The organism is Marinobacter bryozoorum (genome assembly GCF_023156245.1).
Lineage (GTDB): Bacteria > Pseudomonadota > Gammaproteobacteria > Pseudomonadales > Oleiphilaceae > Marinobacter > Marinobacter bryozoorum.
In genome coordinates, this window is record NZ_JAKZAH010000002.1 from 1 (window position 1) to 20,439 (window position 20,439).

The 20,439-nt window shown below is 58.3% G+C and carries 18 protein-coding genes; 8 read left to right on the top strand and 10 right to left on the bottom strand.

Features of this window, described 5'->3' with window-relative positions:
- Nucleotides 1–295 precede the first annotated feature (295 nt).
- Nucleotides 296–1,174: a prepilin peptidase gene (locus tag MLC59_RS01130; protein WP_248230202.1), complete on the top strand. Its 879-nt coding sequence runs from the start codon at nt 296–298 to the stop codon at nt 1,172–1,174.
- 27 nt (nt 1,175–1,201) lie between these two features.
- Here MLC59_RS01130 and MLC59_RS01135 read toward each other — a convergent pair whose 3' ends face one another.
- Nucleotides 1,202–2,182, bottom strand: coding sequence for a D-2-hydroxyacid dehydrogenase (locus tag MLC59_RS01135; RefSeq protein WP_248230203.1), 981 nt, complete (start codon nt 2,180–2,182; stop codon nt 1,202–1,204).
- Between the two features lie 199 nt (nt 2,183–2,381).
- On the opposite strand from MLC59_RS01135, the gene MLC59_RS01140 reads away from it, so the two are divergent.
- A complete protein-coding gene (locus MLC59_RS01140; RefSeq protein ID WP_248230204.1) occupies nt 2,382–3,605 on the top strand; it encodes a pyridoxal phosphate-dependent aminotransferase in 1,224 nt (407 codons plus the stop codon).
- Between the two features lie 76 nt (nt 3,606–3,681).
- Nucleotides 3,682–4,239: a YceB family lipoprotein gene (locus tag MLC59_RS01145; protein WP_248230205.1), complete on the top strand. Its 558-nt coding sequence runs from the start codon at nt 3,682–3,684 to the stop codon at nt 4,237–4,239.
- A 16-nt stretch (nt 4,240–4,255) separates the two neighbouring features.
- Here MLC59_RS01145 and MLC59_RS01150 read toward each other — a convergent pair whose 3' ends face one another.
- The 5 genes from MLC59_RS01150 to MLC59_RS01170 all read right to left on the bottom strand — a co-directional run bounded on the left by MLC59_RS01150 (nt 4,256) and on the right by MLC59_RS01170 (nt 10,144).
- Nucleotides 4,256–5,923, bottom strand: coding sequence for a DUF4214 domain-containing protein (locus MLC59_RS01150; protein ID WP_248230206.1), 1,668 nt, complete (start codon nt 5,921–5,923; stop codon nt 4,256–4,258).
- A 96-nt stretch (nt 5,924–6,019) separates the two neighbouring features.
- A complete protein-coding gene (locus tag MLC59_RS01155) occupies nt 6,020–7,474 on the bottom strand; it encodes a hypothetical protein (protein WP_248230207.1) in 1,455 nt (484 codons plus the stop codon).
- Nucleotides 7,475–7,653: 179 nt separating this feature from the next.
- Nucleotides 7,654–8,460 carry a SapC family protein gene (locus MLC59_RS01160; RefSeq protein ID WP_248230208.1) on the bottom strand — a complete coding sequence of 269 codons (807 nt, stop codon included), beginning with the start codon at nt 8,458–8,460 and terminating at the stop codon, nt 7,654–7,656.
- 284 nt (nt 8,461–8,744) lie between these two features.
- Nucleotides 8,745–9,230, bottom strand: a complete 486-nt coding sequence (locus tag MLC59_RS01165; RefSeq protein ID WP_248230209.1) for a hypothetical protein — start codon at nt 9,228–9,230, stop codon at nt 8,745–8,747.
- 272 nt (nt 9,231–9,502) lie between these two features.
- Nucleotides 9,503–10,144, bottom strand: a complete 642-nt coding sequence (locus MLC59_RS01170) for a hypothetical protein (RefSeq protein ID WP_248230210.1) — start codon at nt 10,142–10,144, stop codon at nt 9,503–9,505.
- A 189-nt stretch (nt 10,145–10,333) separates the two neighbouring features.
- Between MLC59_RS01170 and MLC59_RS01175 the strand changes: the two genes are divergently transcribed.
- The 4 genes from MLC59_RS01175 (at nt 10,334) to MLC59_RS01185 (ending at nt 13,954) form a co-directional block, all read left to right on the top strand.
- Nucleotides 10,334–12,715: a sulfatase-like hydrolase/transferase gene (locus MLC59_RS01175; protein WP_248230211.1), complete on the top strand. Its 2,382-nt coding sequence runs from the start codon at nt 10,334–10,336 to the stop codon at nt 12,713–12,715.
- A gap of 133 nt (nt 12,716–12,848) precedes the next feature.
- The gene (locus tag MLC59_RS20100; protein WP_427901684.1) at nt 12,849–13,082 is read left to right on the top strand and encodes a type II toxin-antitoxin system Phd/YefM family antitoxin; all 234 of its coding nucleotides are present in this window, start codon (nt 12,849–12,851) and stop codon (nt 13,080–13,082) included.
- The gene (locus MLC59_RS01180; protein WP_248230212.1) at nt 13,082–13,459 is read left to right on the top strand and encodes a type II toxin-antitoxin system VapC family toxin; all 378 of its coding nucleotides are present in this window, start codon (nt 13,082–13,084) and stop codon (nt 13,457–13,459) included. The genes MLC59_RS20100 and MLC59_RS01180 overlap by 1 nt, the downstream gene beginning before the upstream one ends.
- A gap of 90 nt (nt 13,460–13,549) precedes the next feature.
- On the top strand, nt 13,550–13,954 hold the full coding sequence (locus MLC59_RS01185; RefSeq protein ID WP_248230213.1) for a hypothetical protein: 405 nt from the start codon (nt 13,550–13,552) through the stop codon (nt 13,952–13,954).
- Nucleotides 13,955–14,339: 385 nt separating this feature from the next.
- On the opposite strand, the gene MLC59_RS01190 is transcribed toward MLC59_RS01185, so the two are convergent.
- Nucleotides 14,340–17,057 carry a hypothetical protein gene (locus MLC59_RS01190; protein ID WP_248230214.1) on the bottom strand — a complete coding sequence of 906 codons (2,718 nt, stop codon included), beginning with the start codon at nt 17,055–17,057 and terminating at the stop codon, nt 14,340–14,342.
- Nucleotides 17,014–17,541 carry a DUF4214 domain-containing protein gene (locus MLC59_RS01195; protein ID WP_248230215.1) on the bottom strand — a complete coding sequence of 176 codons (528 nt, stop codon included), beginning with the start codon at nt 17,539–17,541 and terminating at the stop codon, nt 17,014–17,016. Before MLC59_RS01195 ends, MLC59_RS01190 begins: the two co-directional genes overlap by 44 nt.
- A 604-nt stretch (nt 17,542–18,145) precedes the next feature.
- Between MLC59_RS01195 and MLC59_RS01200 the strand changes: the two genes are divergently transcribed.
- Entirely contained in the window at nt 18,146–18,451 is a 306-nt protein-coding gene (locus MLC59_RS01200; RefSeq protein WP_248230216.1) for a YfiM family lipoprotein, read from the top strand.
- Here MLC59_RS01200 and MLC59_RS01205 read toward each other — a convergent pair.
- Both MLC59_RS01205 and gmd read right to left on the bottom strand, forming a co-directional pair.
- The gene (locus MLC59_RS01205; RefSeq protein ID WP_248230217.1) at nt 18,440–19,375 is read right to left on the bottom strand and encodes a GDP-mannose 4,6-dehydratase; all 936 of its coding nucleotides are present in this window, start codon (nt 19,373–19,375) and stop codon (nt 18,440–18,442) included. The genes MLC59_RS01200 and MLC59_RS01205 overlap by 12 nt on opposite strands.
- Nucleotides 19,375–20,406, bottom strand: coding sequence for a GDP-mannose 4,6-dehydratase (gene gmd, locus MLC59_RS01210; RefSeq protein ID WP_248230218.1), 1,032 nt, complete (start codon nt 20,404–20,406; stop codon nt 19,375–19,377). The genes MLC59_RS01205 and gmd overlap by 1 nt, the downstream gene beginning before the upstream one ends.
- Between the last annotated feature and the right edge of the window lie 33 nt (nt 20,407–20,439).

Consider the following 20,439-nt stretch of genomic DNA (forward strand, 5'->3'; position numbering starts at 1 on the left):
ACAGGCCGGATATATGGCAGCAACCTGTCCCTCATCAGACTCTGGAGCCTTGCAAACGGGGAGGAGACCATATATGGATTTAGTGGATTTCGTGGCTGAACAATTCTTTTCTTTTCACTTTTCCGTACCCCGTTCACCCTGAGCCTGTCGAAGGGTCGTGAACTCCGTAACATAACGACCGAAAGTCCGAATTATCCCCGTTCGCCCTGAGCCTGTCGAAGGGCTCTGGACTTCGTGGCAAAACGATCTTTAACGCTCCGCCAAGCGGCGGTACCCCCAACAACACAGGTTCTCCATGGCTTTTCTTGACGCTATTCTGACCACCCCCTGGTTGCTCTATCTGACCGTGCTCTTTGTTTCCCTGTGCATAGGCAGCTTCCTCAACGTCGTCATTCTCCGTCTGCCGAAGATGATGCACCAGGAGTGGCGGTGTCAGTGTGAGGAGTTCCTGGCGGTTCCGGAAAAGGAGCGCAGTAACGAGGAGCGCATCACCCTGTCTCGTCCGGCGTCCACCTGTCCGTCCTGCGGGCATAAGATCCGTCCCTGGGAGAATATTCCGGTGGTCAGCTGGTTGTTCCTGCGGGGCAAGTGCAGTAGTTGCGGCACCCGGATTTCGGTTCGTTATCCGCTGATCGAGGCGGTTACTGCGCTGTTCTCGGTGTTGACCGTGTGGCTGCTGGGCCCCTCGGTGGGCACGCTGTGGGCATTGGTGCTGGTCTGGGCGTTGATTGCCCTGACCATGATCGATTTCGACACCCAGCTGTTGCCAGACAACATTACCCTGCCCCTGATGTGGTTGGGGCTGGTGCTGAATTATTTCGGGTACCTGACGGATTTTCAGAGTGCCTTCTGGGGCGCGGTTGCCGGCTATTTGTCCCTGTGGTCGGTTTACTGGCTGTTCAAGCTGGTGACCGGCAAGGAGGGGATGGGCCACGGGGATTTCAAGCTGCTGGCCGCCATTGGTGCCTGGCTGGGCTGGCAGTTGCTGCCGGCGGTGATTTTGCTGTCGTCGCTGGTGGGAGCCGTGGTCGGTATCAGTCTGATGGTGTTCCATCGCCACGGGCGGGATGTGCCCATTCCCTTTGGGCCTTACCTGGCGGCGGCGGGGTTGCTGGCGTTGTGGTTCGGGGATGAAATCCTGGCTGGGTGGTATGCCTGGCTGGGGGTTGGCTGAGGAAAGGTGGCCAACCCCCCTCGCCTGTCAGCTACCCGCGTAGCCCAGCTTTTTGTCTACGTGGTTAAACAAGTCTTCGCCCTTGTGCCAGCGGTCAAAGTTTTCCAGGAACTGGTCCGTCAGTGCCCTGCGCCAGCCGATAAAGTCGCCGGACATGTGGGGCGTGAGGATCACGTTGCCCATCTCCCACAGCGGGTGGTCTTCCGGCAGGGGCTCTTCCTCGAACACGTCCAGCGCGGCGCCGGCGATCTCGCCCTTGTTCAGCGCGTCGATCAGGTCTTTGGTGTTCACGATGGGGCCGCGGCCGATGTTGATCAGGCGGGCCTCTTTCTTCATCGCCGCGAAAGCCTTCTGATCGAACAGTCCTTCTGTCTGGGGTGTCAGCGGCGCGGCGATCACCACGAAGTCTGCCACCTCCAGCTGATCAAATAACTGCTCGTTGGCGTGAACGGCCACAAAGTCTTCGTCACCGCTCCTCGCGCGACGGGCGACGCCGTGGGGGTTCATGCCCACAGCCCTCGCCAGGCGGGCGATCTGGCGACCTATGGAGCCGGCGCCTACGATCAGCACTTCGCGCCCCTCTGCCCGTTCCGTATCCCGGTGCTTCCATTTGTGCCCGGCCTGCAGGCGCATGGAGCGGGGGAAGTCCTTGGCGAACATCAGCATGGTGCACAGCACGTATTCGGCAATGCTGCGGTCAAAAATGCCGCGGGCATTGGTGACGGTCACGTCACTGTCGATCAGGGCCGGGAACATCAGGGCATCCACGCCGGCACTGGTGGCATGGATCCACTCCAGCTTGTCTGCCGTCGGCCAGGCCGCCGCCAGTGCCTCGGTGCGGAAGTCTGTCACCATCATCACACGGCTGCCGGGCAGGGCCTCCCGCAGGGTTGCCTCATCCCAGGCCAGTCTTACCTCACCCCGGGCCCGGACTGCCTCGATGCCCGGCGGCTCCGGCTCGCCCGGTGCGGTCAGTACGGTGATTACAGGCTTCTGGTCGTGGCTCATGGGTGATGTATCCTCCGGTCTGTCTCGGTTGGCTCTCACTGAGTTTGGTCCTTAGCGGCAACCGGGTCAAACAGGCGCACTCATACTTTTGGGCCAAACTGCACAACGCCCCTTGTATGTGTTGTGACTCGTGGACTACTCTGCCTGAAAGGGGCTGAACACCCTACCAGACTTCCATTCATGGCCGTGAGAGGTGCTTATGGCAGAGGTTGCAAAAGATACCGGGCAGACCGAGCCACGCAAGGTGAAATACCGCAAGGCCAAGGCCTCCTGGAACCCTGCGATGCAGGCGATTCCGGTACCGGGTATCCGCCGCATGGTGAACATGGCGTCCACCATGAAGGACGTGATCCACCTGTCCATCGGCCAGCCTGACCTGCCGACACCCAAGCACATCATTGATGCCTATGTAGACGCCCTCAACGCCGGCCAGACCGGTTACACCATGGACGCCGGCCTGCCGGAACTACTTGTCGCATTGCGGGACTACTATGGCAAGCGCTACAACCGCAAGCTGACCCGGGACAACATCCTGATCACCAGCGGTGCCACCGAGGCCATGTACCTGGCCATCACTTCCACCGCCCAGCCGGGCCGACAGTTTATTATTACCGACCCCACCTTCCTGCTGTATGCGCCGCTGATCCGCATGAACGGCGGCGAGGTGAAATACATCCCCACCCGGCCGGAGAACGATCACCAGCTGGATCCGGACGAGGTTATCCGGGCCATGGGGTCACGGACCTATGCGCTCATCCTGAACTCGCCCAACAACCCCACGGGCGCGGTGTACCCCCGCTCGACCATAGAAACCATCGTGGAAGAGTGCGCCTATCGCGGCATTCAGATCTACGCTGACGAGGTCTACGACCACCTGATCTTCGACGATGATGACTACGCCAGTGTGCTCAAGTGCGCAGTGGACCTGGACAACATCATGTGCATCAGCAGCTTCTCCAAGACCTTCAGCATGGCGGGGCTGCGGGTGGGCTGGGTGATCTCCAGCCAGGCCACCATCAAGAGCCTGCGGCGCTATCACATGTTCACCACCTCGGTTGCCAACACCCCGTCGCAGTTTGCCGGGGTGGCAGCCCTGACCGGCGACCAGCAATGCGTGGCGGACATGCTGGACATCTACCGGGAGCGCCGGGACAAGATCGTGGAGCTGATTGACCAGACGCCCCATATGACCGGCTATAAGCCAGGCGGTGCCTTCTTCGCCTTCCCCACCCTGCCGCCCCATGTGGACGGCTCGGACCTGGCCCTGAGGATGCTGAAGGAAACCGGCGTCTGTACCGTGCCCGGGGATGCGTTTGGCGAGAACACACAGAATGCCCTGCGGCTGAGTTTCTCGACAACGTGCGAGAAGCTTGAGGAAGCCTTCGACCGGATTATTCCGTGGATGGCCAAGCAGCAGTTCTGAGAAATATGCCGGCGCTTGCCTGAAACCCTTTGGTCGTTCACTCTATAAGCATTGATGAATGACCAAAGGAACACCAATGACCCTGCGCCCCCTGCTTGCCTTGTTGCTTGCCGTCACCCTGCTGTCTGGCTGTGCCGGTTTCTCACCACTGTCCATTAGCGAGTCCACGCTGGAGCGTCATATGCAGGACGCTGTCAGCGATTACGACCGCCAGCAGCTGCAGGCCGGCTCGCCACTGAGCTTCTCCCTGGACAACGCTGACATCACCCTGGGTCCGGATGGCAGGGATGTGGCGGTGATCGACCTGTCTGGCCAGGTTGCCCTGAATGCCCTGATGGCAAAGCTTCCTGCGGACATCACCCTGAAGGTAGAAGGCGCCCCGGTCTATGACAGCCAGGAACAGGCCATCTATATCCGGCGGCTGAAATTGCTGGAAAGCAGTGTCGATACCCCGTTTTTCAGCAGCGGCGAACTGGCGCCGATAACGGATAACATCATGCGGGTGGTGGCCCAGATGCTGGAGACGGTTCCGGTGTACCGACTGGACAACACCAGCCTCGGGGCACGGCTGATGGGTATGAGCGGATTGAATATGCGGGTTGCCCCCGGGCGTCTGGAATTTGTGAAACCCTGACCCCGGGGCCGGGGGCCTACCCGATAAGGTAGGTCTCCAGGTCCACCGGCACCCCCACCAGGCCGCCGTCGTAGTTGTCCAGCAGGAACTGGTCAACCAACGGGTCAGTCTGGCGGACGTACTCAGCGGAGTTGACGAAGGACAGCACCAGGTCACCCAGACCGAAACCATTGTCCAGCTCGTCCAGCCAATACGAACGACCGGAAGCGTCTGCCGGGCGGTCCAGTACCTGCTGGTACAGGTAGTCCACCAGCGCCCCTGGATTGGTGTCCGGCTGGGCCAGCCAGAACTCGTCGCTGGCGAGGAATGACTCCGCCAGCCCGGACAGGGATATCACGTCGCCAGCCTCGTCCAGCCAGTAGTCAAAGCCGGAGACATCCGGCTGCCTGTCCAGCACACCGGTGTACAGGCGGACAATGGTTTCTGCCTCCTGCTGTTCCGCCGCGAAGGCCGCCAGGTCAAACCCCAGGCCAGCCGGGTTCATATCTTGCAGGTTTACCCCCCACAGCAGGGGCTTGGCGCCCTGCACCAGGTTCTCACTGGTGGCGATGTATTCGGTCGACTCGGTAAACGACACCGCCACCCCGGCCAGGTCCAGCCGGCCACTCTGCAAGGCCTCTTGCCAGTAACGGAAACCATCGCTATCCGGTGACCGGTCCAGTACGTTCCGGTACAGGGCCTCAATGGCCCCTTCCATGCCACCACCGAGGCTGTTTGCCAGCGCCTGGAACTCATTCGAATCCACGAACGAGCGGGCCAGTTGCTGCAGCGAGCCGCCTTCGTTCAGCTCCCGCACCCAGTATTCCACACCCGACCTGTCTGGCTGGCGCCCGAGCATACCGGTATACAGGCGCAGCACCGGGTCGATCACGGCATCCAGGTCCGGGAAATCAAGCAGCAGGTCGGTGGTCACAATGTCGTCGGCCAGGCCTGCCGGCACCGACCAGCCTTCCGCTTCCAGCTGATCAAAGGCCTGTTCAATCAAAGACTGCTCCGGTGTCAGCTCCGGCGCTGGCGCGGGTATGAGGTGGTCATTGCCGGTAATCCAGCTTTCTACGGTCTCAAACTGGCCATCGACCGCGGTCGCCCAGCCATCAGTGGAGACCGTGCCCACCAGCACCGGCGACGACGCGGGGCCATACCAGACGGGGCCACCACTGCTGCCCGGGCTGATATCAAATCCATTCAGGGAGATAAGGTCGAAGTAGCGGTCTGCGCTGGCATAGCCGGAATCTTCCACCATCCGCGGGCCGCTGTAGTCCTGGTAGGCGCCGGGATAGCCCGTTACCCGGTAGTTTTCGCCGGGCACAAAGCTGCCCATGCCAAACCAGCCAAGCTGATCACCAACGGCCTGGTCCAGGCCGATCAGCGCCAGGTCTTGCTCGCTTTCGCTTTGGGTCAGGCTGCCGGAGTACTGGGCGTCGATCTCGAAATAGTTCAGCAGGGCGCCGTCAAAGCTGCCCAGGGGAGAACCCGCGCCATCCCGGCCCGGGGTGACCTGCACGCTCTCTGCCGCCCAGCCCCGGTCCTGGTCATAGATCACATGGGCAGCGGTAAGTACATCGTTGCGCCCCACCAGAACGCCGGAGCCGGACACCCGACTGCCATCGGGAAACACCGCCTCTATGTAAGCCACGCTGGAATACGGATACTGACTGGCGGCATCGCTGATGTATCGGGTCATTGCAGGGCTCCCGGCCGGGTTGGTAAACCGTCAGAATGCCAGTATACCAACCCGACCGGGAAGATGTGTGACAGCGGCAGAGCTTTGCCTGGAAAGCTATGGCGCCTGTTGCACTCCGTTGATGGAGAGAGAGAGCATCTCGGTGGTGATCTGCTCTTCCCCGTCACTGGTCCTGGACCCTGACTGGATACCTATACCGTGCTCAACACTCATCCAGTTAAGAGAGGCCGCGCTGAACTGGCTGCCGGTCTCCCGGGTCGAGAACTTGCAGGTTTCGAAGGTGCCTGCCGGCACCGTGATGGTTTCCCGGCCCTCGTAGGTCTGGGTGTAATCCATCGCCTGTTCGTATACCGGATCACTGCCGCCAAAAGAGTCATAGGTGGTGTAGATCTGCCGGTAGCTTTGTCCGGGGCTGAGATCAAATCGCTGGTCAAAGGATGGCTCAAACCACTGGGTCACCGTCGGCTCGGCGCCCTCGGAGGGCAGGGTTTCTGACCCATAGCTGCGAAGCACCAGTGCACCCCGATCCAGGACGTGATACTGCCGCCCGTACAGGGTCGTCAGTCCATTGACCATATTCATCTCGGTGTATGTGTTCATTACCCTTACGGTATTGCCCTTGTAATTCACCATACCGCCGATGGTTTGCTGAAGCGTCACATCACCAAGCACCTCACCCGAGAGAGGCTGGTAGGTACGGAACTGCAGTTCGATTTCGGTGCCTTCCTGGTCCAGGTCCGGCATGCAGGCCGCAGCCGAGGCGCCACTGCCGCCACCCTGACCGCCGTCGTCACCGGAGCCGCCATCATCGCCGCCACTGCCGTCATCGCCGCCGTTACCACCATCGTCCCCACCACTGCCACCATCGTCACCGCCGCCCGGGGCCTGGGGAGCCGAAGGAAGCACCGACACGTTGCCGTCGCTGATCAGCGCTACCAGGGCCGGGTAATCTGCGATATTGGGGTTGGCTGCCAGGCTGGCCTGCAGCGCATCCAGCATCTGGTCTACGGCGTCACCAATGGCAAAGCCGGTGCGGAAGGGATCGAAGTCATCTCCGGGCACGTTATAGCCCTGATTTCGCAGGACAGTCAGCAGGTCGTCCCGCGCTTCGGAAAGGTTCTGTACCCGCTGGCCCCTGTCGTCCTGGTCATACCAGGTGGCCGGGGGTATGGTGGCACTGATGGCGATCGCCAGGTCGGTCAGTGGGGTGATATTCACCGTGCCGCCGGTTTCTGCCCAGCTGTGCAGGGTCGTTTGCGGTGTGCCCCCGTTTACCCGCAGGGCACAGGGCAACGCATCCGGGTTGACGTCGCCCCGGAAGCCGCCGTCACTGTCCGTCGTGACGTTGGTCAGAAAGCCGCTGCCATCTTCGCAACGGGCCTCTACCGGGGCCTCTGCGATGGGTGCGCCGACCGCTGCTGTACCCGACAAGGTTGCCGAGGATGAACCATTGTCGCCGTCATCGGAACTGTCGGAGGACGACCCGCCACACCCAACCAGGGCCGTGCCTACCAGACCCACCAGAATACCCTGAACCGTTATTTTCCTCATTATTGCCTCCGCTAGCCATGGAATTGCACCATGATCGAGGCAAGAATGACTCCAGCCAGGCATAAACGCCGAAAAATCAGACCTTCGAGATTGATCAATTATTGTTCATGTTAAATTGTTCGACACTCTGGGGCTGCCCAATGGCAAAGCCCCGGTTAAGGGGCCAAGGCCACTCAGGGTCAGAAATTGAAGCTCAGGTCGTCGTCATCGTCATCACCGAACAGGTCTTCCAGGTCAACATCATCCGCGGTCTGTTGCTGACGGTTGGCTGTTGTGCGCAGGTGATACAAACGGGACAGGCCCTGCAGGCGATGCTCCGACAGCAGCTGGGAATAGGCCACGGACAGCGCACCTGAAGCAGCGAGGAGGGACAGGGTGTCCGGGGCCAGGGCCTTCAGGGCGGCTTCATCGATATGGAACAGGCCTTTGACCTCCTGGTCATCACCGCCGTCCTGGGGCTTGACCTTCAGGGGCCAGGGTACGACCACACCGGCCTCCGCCAGCTGGCCAACCAATGCCTGGGTAACGTTGGTGGCTTTCTGCAGCTGCTCAAGGAACTTTACCGTGCTACGGGTGCGGTCGGTGGGCTCGCCCTCGTCATCAAACAGGCGGGCTGCGGAGTCGTCGGCCTCGGCCTCGAAAGCCTTTGAGTCTTCGTCAATGCAGACCACGGTGCGCTGTTGCTGCTCTTCCTGCATCAGGCGGAAGGGGTGGGCCCGGTACCAGGCCGGCCGATAGCCACCGATCCAGCGCCCGTTGGTGTGTACATACACGTTCACCCCGGCCTGAAGAGACTGCAGTGCCACCAGCTGGTAGCCGTCCCCGGAAGTATTGCTGATAAAGGCGACGGCCATGGTGGGCAGGACCTGCGGCAGCTCTTCCGCCGCCACGGGCACCACAGCCTGTTGCAAGGCGTAGTCGTATCCGGCGGGAACAAGCCCCGCCTCGCGGTGCCGGGATTTGCTCAGAGGGACATAGTTGGGCATTCGGACCTCTCGGTGTTACTGAAAACGGGCTAGGGTCGGCAGAATACCACACCCACTGCGGGCTTACAGTCTGACGGGGCTGGGGCAGCGGGCATCGGGCGTCAGAACGTTGAGTGGGGGTGCGGTGGGGCCGCTCGGTTTTGCTGGTCCCCGGTCTCCTGCTTGAAAGGCGTCAGGATCTGCGCCGGCAGACCGCTGCGGGCCATCGCAGCATGAGCCAGTGCCTATCCAAGGCGTGGTGATGCCCCGCTCGCCCTACAGGGTCAGACTAACTGACAAACCAGTCACTGGGGATTCGCAGCCCCAAGACGTTTTACAGGGCTGACACACAGGTTTTGCTCCTGGATTTTATCTATGGTCGCCTGTTTTGACCGCTCAATAATTTTCGTCGAGCCCGGAACCACCAGCCTTGCTATCGGCTTATACTCGAAAAAGGCGACCGTGCCCGGCTGCGCCTCGAACATCATCTCATCTTCAAACCCGAACATGTCCGGATGGTCCGCCTCCACCAGGTAGTCACCAGGGGCAAGTTCAATACGGACAAAACAGGCTGCACTGGTCTCAACAGTGTGGTCACCGATATAAATATCCAAAAAATGCATCCCGAAATGGGACTCCCTGTCCCGATATAGATACATAACCCCACGTTCATCGTCCGGTTCAAAGGAAAGTGATAAAACTCCCTGCTCAGAGTCTCGGTCAACTGACGGGACAGTGGTACAACCATAGGCCCCAAACAGAATCATGGCCAAAACGACAATCTGCTTCATATCAACTCCTGAACGCGGTACCTGGACAACAGATTCAGGCGCCGCGCATCGCTGAACCCTCTCGAATGCCACCTAAGGTGACCTCTGGCTAATATCGATGGGCAGAATACTGTTTTGCCAGTATCAGGTCCGTTTCGAAGCGTTACTGGTTTGAAAAATGGCGTAAAACAGGGCTGAGGAGGCAAAACGCAAGAGTGCGGCAAAACGCAAGAGTGCCTGTCCATGGCCCTAACGTGTCCATAGCCCTCGACGGTGCTTATCACTCAGTCCACTCAATGCGTGGAGATCCGTGCGGTCTGACGGGAGGCTTTTACGTTCGTCCACGGAAGGTTTACCGGTAAGTTCCAGTTGGCTTTCGTGGCCTGGGCAATCAATGACTGGAGTACCTGGTGCGCATGCGTGGCTTCCAGCGACAACGCCAGGACGGGCACCTGCTGGCCATTTTTCAGCATGGACTCGGGCATTGGCAAGCCCTTGAATGCCAGTTGCAACCGGTCCCGGGCCTGCTGAGCGTTCAGTTCGGTAGCCAGGAATACCCGGGATGCCGATATATCGGCGTATCGCTGTTCCCCGGCTCTTGCGGGCTCGGTACTTTCATTCGACGATGACTCAGCCTTTGCACAGGTATCCTGGGCCCGCCCTCTGTCCGCCTCTTGCTGATGCTGCTGCACCGCCTGCTGATGGGACAGCTCCAGAACTTCCTGCCAGTAGTTGGCCGGTGTTTGGTCCAGTCCACTGAGGGCTGGCAACCGATCAAGGATCTGCTTCAACACCAGCAAGACCATTCGTCGCGTCAGCAACAAAGTGGTCGTACCGGCTTCTTTCAATTCGGTGGTTAGCAGCAGGCGGTCTTCAATAGGATTAAAGCCAATCGAAAACTGGTGGCCCACCGGATACGACGTTTGTTCACTCATCAAGGACTCCATCGGGGATTAATGGAAGGAATGATAACGGAAGGAGGGACGGGGTGCCTGTCCACGAAAACAACGCAACCTGGGCAAAGATAGCAGTGCAAAGACCGACCATTCAGCCCTCGCCTCCTACACCCGATCACGGTAGCATTTCACATCACCCAGCCGATATTCACTTGGTTTAACCCTGCCATGCTCTTTCTTTCTGCAACCCTGACGCTCTGCGCCCTGATACTTTTTGCGCAAACCCTGAAGACCAGGCTGGCGTCAATGGCGGTCTCTGCTTTGCTATTTACATCACTATCCAGCCTTGGGCTTTACGCCATATCCGACTACCTGACCGGAAATGGTATTGACGAAGCGTTGATCTACCACATTTCCAGCGACCTGGGCGGGGCGGGCTTTGGCGCCTTTACGGGTTTAATCGCGTTATCCGTAGCCTATCTGATCGTTGTCGTAATCATCAGTGTACTGGCCTACCGGGTCAGCCGTTCCGAGAGACGTCCCCACTTCGGCCGGGCACGGATGGGCCTTGCCTTAGCGGCATTAACGCTGTCATTCCTGTCCAACCCTGCCCTTCAGGATCTGGCCAGGCTGCATAAAAGTGGCCTGTTCGCCGCCACCGCACCGGTCGAGCCTGCACCTTCGGCGTATAGCGTGCCGGCCGAACTGAACGCCCCGAGCACCGCCCCGCGAAACATAGTCTATCTCTACCTGGAATCGGTGGAGCGAACCTATCTCGATGAGAATCGCTTCCCGGGTCTGATGCCGAACCTGGCAAGGCTTGAAAAAAATGCTCTGAGTTTTACCGATATCCGGCAGGTTTGGAGCACTGGCTGGACTATTGCCGGAATGACTGCCTCCCAGTGTGGCGTGCCCCTGGCTCGTTTTATCCAGACCGGCTCCAACTCAATGTCCGGGGTGGATGAGTTCCTTCCTGGCGCTGTCTGCCTCGGCGACCTGTTATCAGCCCAAGGGTACAATCTGCATTACCTGGGCGGGTCGTCACTGTCGTTCGCGGGCAAGGGAGCCTTCTATCGCACCCACCAGTTTGACAGGACAGAGGGCCTCAAGGAGCTTCAACCCCTACTGGAAGACCCTGACTATACCTCGGTCTGGGGGCTGTATGACGACAGCCTCTACGACATCGCTACTGAGCGGTTCCGGCAACTGTCCGCCAGCGGCGAGCCCTTTGGCCTGTTCCTGTTAACCCTGGACACTCACCACCCGGAAGGCCATATGTCGGAGGGCTGTCAGGGGCTTGCTTACGGCGACGGAACCAACCCCATATTAAATGCAGTTCATTGCGCCGATCGCATGGCGGCCCGGTTTATCGAATCACTTCGCAACAGTCCTCATTTCGACGACACGCTGATTGTTGTGGCTTCCGATCACCTGGCGCTTAGAAACAGCGCCTGGGAAACCCTGGAAAGTGGACCCAGACGCAATTTGTTGATGGTGCTGGGAGAGGACGTGCCAACCAGGCAGGTCGACAAGCCCGGGTCTACCCTCGATATAGGTCCAACAACATTGGACTTGCTGGGCTACCCGACACCGGCCCTGGGGTTTGGCCGGAACCTGATGGCCACAAAGGAAACCCTGGTCACGTCAAAGGCGCCCGCCGACGAGTTCCTGTCCAGCCAAAAGGGTTGGCTGTCGGGGCTTTGGGAGTTTCCATCCGTAACAACTGGCATTACGTTCAATGCGGACGAGCAACGTTTGCAGATGAACAAGCGCCACGTTCAGTATCCGGTTATTTTTCTGCTTAACGAAAGGCTCAATGTCCAGGAACTTCGGTTCGAGTTTGACAATCCCACACCACTACCACAGCAACTGGCGGGGCTTGATCCTGACCAGCGGTTTATCTGGGTTGACCGGTGCAACAGGGTGGACTGGCTTGCCACCACTAGCGTCACTTATGATTCCCAGTACTGTGCGGTCCTTGGCAGTCTATCCCATGAAAACAATATGCTCCTGCAGCTGCAGGACAACATGACGGTCACCGCACGGCAGGTCTATCAATCATTCGATGCCCTGAGTACCGATGCTTCGACCTACCATAACCGTCGCCAGACCCTGAAGCACCTGGAGAAGTTTGGCACTCCACTGGTCAATGAGCTGGCCACCGGCGATGCCACACTGGCATCCCACATCGCGCGATCAGCCGGTGGTATCGAGTCAGGCGAGTCCTACGTCCTGAACGTCGAGACCGGAACGAAGGCATCACTGCAACGAGGCGTTTCCCTGCTTGGCCTCAGGAGGTCATCGTCCCCGGAAATCATCAGCCACCAGGATACCTGCGCCGGGGAGGGCGTAAACTCAGGATCGAATTTCAACGATCTGATGACCGACCACGCCAACGACTACGAGAATTTCGCTGTTGTCGCCCATGATAGCGCGGTTTGTGGAAACGGAGGCCTGGAAAGGCTGCTAACGGACACGCCGCTGTCAAAGTGGCAGGAAATCACCCTTCGCCGTCCCTACATCGGACTGATCTCACCGGGCGCCCCGCCCTACGAATCCGTTGGCCGGGCTGAAGATGCGCTGGTGGTTTTGCCTGTTCCGTCGACGTGACGACTACCGGGGGGGGGTCGAGATTATTAGCCTGACAAGAGTGAGAAGTGGGGGAATATGACGAAGGGGTGCCGGCCCAGTGTAGACACTGGTATACTTTTGTTTCATAGATTTGTGTAACAAGGAGGCTTCGATGGAAGCGACTACGAGGGACCTACGCCTGCATACGAAAGAAGTACTCTCTGCAACCCGCCGGGGCGAGGACGTCATCATCACCTATCGAGGTAAACCCACTGCCCGTCTGGTCCCGATTCAAGAGGAGCAAAAGGCAGATAGAAACCCCGGTTTCGGAATGTGGGCTGACCATCAGGAATTGGGCGTGGACCAACAAGTCAGGAATCTTAGAAAGCGACGGAAGTTTGACTGATGCTGGTAGACACGGATGTATTGATATGGGCTTTCAGGGGAAATGACAAAGCAGCGGACTATCTCGACCGCCAACCCGGCTTCTCGATTTCGATCGTAACCTATATGGAACTGATTCAGGGCGCCCGCAACCGGACAGAAATGCAACTGATCAGAAAGACATTGCGCTACTGGAGCGCCCAGATTGAGCAGGTAAACGAAACAATATCTTCGCGCGCTGCCTTCCTGGTGGAAGAGTATGCGTTGAGCCACAACATGGAGCTTGCAGATGCACTGATTGCATCATCGGCACTCTCAATCGGAGACACGCTGATGACCTCAAATGATAAACACTACCGCTTCATCCCCGGCCTTGAGGTTAACATATTTCGCCCATGAGCTTCAGGGCCATGCCTCATCTTCATCACTCGTCAGCAGGAGCACGGTGCAGGAGAAGCGGTGCCTGTCCACGGAAAAAGCCACGTCGACTTGAACCCTATCCGGGCGGCGATTGCCGACACACCGGAAACGTCCGACTACACCAGCATCAAGGAACGCATTCAGCCACAGTTCAACCTGGCAGACGCCATCCAGAATCAACTCGAACAGCAGGCTCTAAACGACTTTACCGTTCCCCTCAAGCCCCTGCTGGGCTTCGAGGAAGTCATTCGTAACCACGACCAGCGTGGTCTTCTGTTCCGGCAGGATGACTACCTGACGCTGGTGGACGAAACCGGACGGATTACCCGGGACGATAAGCGGGGTGCCATGTCACCTACCCTCCGCCCCATTCTCGAACGCCTGAACCTGGACCCGGAGCGCTGGTGTCATCGGGCGACGGCGTTCGAAGCCTCCTACACGGACTACCGCAAGGAACACCAACGAGCGGCGTAGCCGCCCTCTTCTGCCCCAGCATTTCCTCAGACTGGCTGACCGGCTCAGGGCCTGCCCCTGCCTGCTACTTGACGTTCAACACCAAACACCGACGAAATCGCATTGGATGCGACGCTGACTGCGATCGATTTTCACCATAACGTTGAATTATGCGCAATCGGAGGGCGCGAGGGACAACTGGAAGAGAAAGGAAAAGAAAAAAGAAGGAAGAAGGGGGAAGAAAGAAGGGGTGCCTGTCCAGGGAAACCACCAACCACGCTTACCCAAAATAAAAAACCCCGACAAAAATGCCGGGGTTTCGCTCTACCCTTCCCAGTTCTTAGAACGTCGAGGGCAGTGGCCAGGCTCGGAAAGCTACCTGGCCAATCTACTTCACAAGCGCTTCTTAGACAGCTTGCGTCATATCAACGCTGTCACCGAAGTCATAGGTACCGATCAGCTGAGCCTGAGTCGCAACGGTATCGCCATCGCTGTTCAGTCCAACTGTCAGATCCCATGCCTGGTACGCACCGTCATCACCGTCATCTTCGATCATCAGTACGGCTTTATATGCGTTGCCAACATAGTCGCCGTCGCTGAAGTCAGTGACGATATCTGTGATATCACCATAGGCTTCATCACCGTTCAAGGCAGCCAACAGGTTGGTGCTGGTGATGCCATCGAAGGTCTCACCATTGGGAGCATCGCCATCGAAGTCCCAGAATGTTACCTGGTTAGCGTCGATTTCGGTGTTGGAGTAACCACCTTTAACCAGAACCTGAGAAATCTCAGATGTGCTATCGCTGGTCGGGTTTTGCTCCTTGGTTACCAGGTAGTTGGAGAAGTCCAGGCTATCTACGCCGGACTCACCGGTAGCGTCAGTGAAGTTAACAATGGTGTTGAAACCATTACCGTACTCACTGAACTTGATGGTCTCAGAGCTGTTAGCTTCAGTGCTGAGTACAACCAGGTCGCTACCTGCGCCCAGGTCGACGACAGTGCCGTTGCTTCCATAACCACCTTCTTCGGCGAAGAAGCCATCCTGAGCATTGGCTACTTGTTCGCTCTGCAAGTGACCAGCCTGGAAGTCATAGGTGGAGTCGCTCACGGCTTCCTTGACCGCTTGTTCGATGGTGTCTTGCTGACCGGGGCGAACATAACGGGCGTCGGCTTCGTCGAGGGCATCAGCCTCGAGCAGCTTAAACTGCAAACTTTGCTCGTTAAATACACCATCCACCTTCGAGGTGATCACCAAGCTACCATCAGGGCCGTTTCCGGCCATTAACAGTTTGCTAAGTACCGCATCTTCGTTAATTGCACGCTTGATCGCTTCGTTGATATCAGTTGCATCGCCCAGCACTTCACCCGGGCCAAGGATATCTACCACACTTTCATAGCCATCATTCCAACCAAGCGCTTCGGAGGAGGCGTCAGAGAAAGTAACCGCGATCTGGGCGCCGTAAAGAATGGCACGACTATCCGTATAGTCGGTATCAATCTCAGAGAGCGTATACAGGTCAAACGCAGGGGTCTCACCTTCATCTGCAGAAAAGAGGTCAACAGTCCAAGACGATTTGGCACCAGTGTTGTCGGTATAAACAACGTCGTTACCAGAACCTGCAACAACGGTAGCAGAGGCATTGTTAAACACGGTAAGGTCGACCATATCGTCGCCACTGCCAGTGTTCACGTTAATGACCTGATTACCCACAATCGGCTCAGCCGAAACAGTAACCATCACTGAGTCGTTACCAGCACCAGTGGTGTAATTGAAAGATCCAGCTTCGGTCAGGGAAGCATCGAACCAAACATTACCACCGCCAGTCGCATTCAGAGTATTAACGTTCTGAGCTGCATTCTCATTACCGATGGTCAGATCACCCAGGAACTGAGTGGCGTTGATCATGTCAACAGTGCCACCAAATGGCAGGTCGTCGCCGTAATCATTTTCACCACGAACAGTCAGACTAGCGTGAGTCTCACCAGCCACGTACTCATCAGCAGTGGCGATATTAACAGTACGCAGGGCACCGTTAGTGGAGCTGATCATGCCCAGGTTGCTCGGCTTGTTATCCGCGCCCAGTACGTCAATGTTGAAGACTTCGATACCGTTGCCTTCGTCTGCGTCCTGAGACTTACCACCGATCACCAGGTTGCCGCCTTCACCTTCACGACCAACCTTGTGCAGGTCAACGTTAACGGTTACAGGCTTGTCCAGCTGCTGAGACGGCTGGTTGTCGAAATCACCGTAGATATCGAACGCACCAGTGGCGTCTTCCGGAGACAGGAAGCCAGTCGGCTCCAGCTCACGACCCAGGCTGTCGATGATGGTGATTGCCGGGATGGTAACCAGGTTACCGAAGTCGTTGTAGGTAGCGTCGGTGTTGGTCCGGTCTACAACTACAGACAGGCCTTCCAGTGCGGAGTTACCATCAGCAACCTGCTGGTCGATAGATGCTTGCAGGCCAGCTGCGAAAGCTTCCCAGGTGTCAGCGGCTTCAGCCACGTCTACGGGCATTGCAATGTCGACCGGCTCGCCGTCCAGGTTCAGGGATACACCAAAACGCTCGATGTTGAGCAGCGGTGCATTCTGGTAGTCCTGGCTATCTTCGTCCAGCAGCCAGTAGTTGGCCTGGGAGGTAGTGCGGGACTGGCCGGCCAGCAGGTAGTCTTCGTCGAAGTAAACGGTCAGGTCAGAGGCATCGCCGTCACTGTTGAAGTTGTCAGTGTGATCCATAGTCACAGTAACTTCTTCAGTGTTGCGAGCCTGGCCGTTACTGGTGAGGGTAGTCAGGTTTTCGATAACCAGGTCACCATCGGAGAAGCTGGAACCGATCTTGTCCACGTCGGCGATATCTTTAGCGTCTACGATCACTTCTGCGCTATCGCCGTCCAGATAGTCTTCGATGCTCATGTAAGAAATGCCGTCACGAGCTTCGAACTTGATGTCTTCGACGTTGCGAATAGTGGGCTGGACGTCCAGCGGCCCCCAGTAACCAGCTTCAGCCGTCAGAATAGCGTCGAGGGTGTCATTACCGCCCTGGCCGTCGATGGTGTCAGCAGTAGACAGAGAGTTAACGTTAACGCCCTGATAGGAGTTCCGGACGTCCGTCGAACGTGTCATCGTTAGCTGTACCAACAAGATCATCAGACTCGCCAGTCAGACGGAAGTCTTCACCCGGAACAGAAGGCTCCTGAGGCTCTTCACCATCAGCATCGGTAGCAGCCTGAGCTTCGGCAACGTTCGCGTCCAAGGTGGCGCGATCGTCGGCGCCAGCGCCGTTGATCAGGGCGTAAACCAGCAGATCGGCAGGAACGCCAGCGCCTTCGCCGTTCACCCAGTAATCGAAGCCTTCGTCGTCAACAGCAGGAACGCGGTCGAACAGGTTGCTGTACAGCTGCTGTACGATAGCGACACGGTCGCCGGACTCGTAGATAGCCTGACCTTCCGGCTGCTCGTTAACAAAGTTGGAACGAACTTCTTCCAGAGTCAGTGTGCCGGATTTGATCTCTTCAACCCAGTAGTTAAACCCCGTTGCATCAGCAGGACGGCCCAACAGACCGACGTAAAGCTGCTGAACCTGTTCTTCAACAGTATAAGTTGCCATAACTCTTTATTCTCCATTGGTTAAGTCGAAACGACTAATTCAGGCTTGGCTGTAGCCCCAGGCATCCGTCGATGCCAGCCTGACATGCACTTCCTCTGGGCGAGAAACCCTAAAGGTCGAACATCTCAGATGTAACCGCCGCAACGTAGACGGCTGGGTTACAAATACCGCGAGCGAGCATCGCTTTAATATCGCCGGAATGCTACCACCTGCACGGGCTCACAACAAGCCGACAAGTGTACAGAATTCCGCCGATATCATTACGAAATAAGCCTCGATCTGTCGCTTTGGCGTTTATATCTTATCCACTCAGGCAAGGTCAACCGCCCCCCGGCACCAAATGGCTAAAAGTTAACATAGCTACAAAAATTTACATTCATGCAGCCCCAACCCCTTGCATGGCAAGCGATTTCAGAACCCGGAAACCACGCCAACCGATGGCGGAAAGCGATCTGGTTGGACAGGTGTGGTCCGTTTCATTACTATCGCCACCCTGCTGCGTGCGCGGATACCCGGAAAGCCTTCCCCCGGGGCTCCTGCAGCACTGAATCTCCTGCCTTTACGTGGGGTAACCCCCTTTTTTATGACAGGTACCTGAAGTTTCATGGCAAAACCCTTGATAGTCAAGCAGCATATCCGCCACATTGCCAATTTGTTAATGGAAGGTGACAAGCAGCAACACTTTGCGATCTGCCTGGTGCTGGTGGTAACGTTCTGGCCGCTGACCGGCAGCCCGACAACCGCCCTGGTGCTGACCTTGATGGTAGGGCTGGCGAAGGAGATCTGGGACGGGCTCTGGGGCTCCGGGTTTTGCTGGCTGGATATGACCGCGAACATACTGGGCGCGCTCTGCGGCCTGGTCGCCGTCTGGGGGCTGCTGCAGATGGCGGGCGCCCTGTCAGCGGGCTGACTCCCCGCCCTGCAGCATCCAGGCCAGGGTTTCTTCCAGCGCAACCGGCTGCCATTGCGGCAACAGGGACTGCAGGCGGCTGATGTCACCCACCAGTGTTTTCACTTCGTTGGCGCGCACAAAGGCGGGATTGACCCGCACCTCTATGTCGTAGCCCGCATGGCGCTCACAGATGGCGATAATGTCTTCAAGGCTGCGACCCTTCCCTGAACCAATGTTAACGGTCTGCCCTCCGGCATCTACTTCCAGCAAGCCCCGGTAGGCCTGTGCAACGGCCCTTACATCGTTAAAGTCGCGGACCACGTCCAGGTTGCCCAGCTCGATCACCGGCTCCCGACGCCGGAAATGCTCGACGATCTTGGGCACCAGGAAGTGCGGCGGCTGCCCTGCCCCGGTGTAATTGAAGGGACGCACAATGGTTATCGGTAGTGTGTCCTGCCAGAGCCTGGCCATATGCTCCATGGCCAGCTTGCTGACGGCATAGTCGTTGGCCGGTGCCGGCGGCGTATCTTCGTCCAGCATGCCGCCACGGCTGTTGCCGTAGACGTTGGCACTGCTGGCGAGGATGACCCGGTGCAGGTCGTGCCCACTGTCTGCCAGGGCCTGCAGCAGGTTACGGGTGCCCAGCAGGTTGACGTGGTAGAAGTCTTCCGGGCTGCCATGGGCCACAAAGGCCAGGGCTGCCAGGTGAATGACCGCCTGCGGGCGCACGTGCCGGATGACGGCGGCCAGCTGCTCCGGTTCGCGCAGGTCGACCTGGTAACAGCCGGGGCTGTCCGTCGGCTCGGAGCTGGTACCGTATACCCGGTATCCGGCCTGGACCAGCTCACGTTCAAGGTAGCGGCCTGTGAATCCATGGATGCCGGTGATCAGCACCCGGTCACAGACCGGCCCCTGCCGGTTGGTGGTGCTGGCCGGTCCCATCAGAAGGACACCCCGGCCTTGTTACGGCGCATATCCGACTCCACCATCATGGCGCAGATCTGCTCCAGCGTGGTGTGAGGCTCCCAGCCCAGTTCCTTGCGGGCCTTGCTGGCGTCACCCACCAACAGGTCCACCTCGGCAGGCCGGTAGAACCGCGGGTTAATGCGAACGACCACTTTGCCGGTGCGTGGGTCGATGGCGTGCTCTTGCTCGCCTTCGCCGTGCCATTCCACGGGCATATCAACCACGTTACAGGACATGGTGACAAAGTCCCGTACGGTTTCTGTACGGCCGGTGGCCAGTACGTAGGTATCCGGGTGTGGTGCCTGCATCATGCGCCACATGCCCTCAACATAGTCGCGGGCGAAGCCCCAGTCACGCTTGGCGTCAAGGTTGCCCAACTCCAGGCAGTCCTGCTGGCCCAGGCGGATACGGGCCACGGCGTCGGTGATCTTGCGGGTGACGAACTCCCGGCCACGCAGGGGGGATTCATGGTTGAACAGGATGCCGCTGGTGGCAAACAGGTCGTAGGACTCCCGGTAGTTAACGGTCATCCAGTGGGCGTAGAGCTTGGCCACCCCATAGGGGCTACGGGGATAGAACGGCGTCGCTTCGTTCTGGGGGATCGACTGCACCTTGCCAAACATCTCAGAGGTGGACGCCTGGTAATAGCGAATGGCCGGGTTGACGATACGGATCGCCTCCAGCAGGTTTACCGCACCCAGGCCGGTGATTTCGGCGGTGGTGATGGGCTGGTCAAAGGACACCCCGACAAAGCTCTGGGCGGCCAGGTTGTAGACCTCGGTCGCGCCGCTTTCCTTTAACAGGCGGATGCCGGAAGACAGGTCGGTCAGGTCAAAGTCAACCAGGTGCAGGTTGGGGTGATCGGTGACTCCGAGCTCCTCAAGGCGCCAGAGGTTCACCGAGCTGGTACGGCGATGGGTGCCGTAGACGGTATAGCCCTTGTCCAGCAACAGCTCAGCCAGGTAGGCGCCGTCCTGGCCGGTAATCCCTGTGATCAGTGCGTTCATGATGGTTACTTGTCTCTCTGGGTGTCTTCCGTT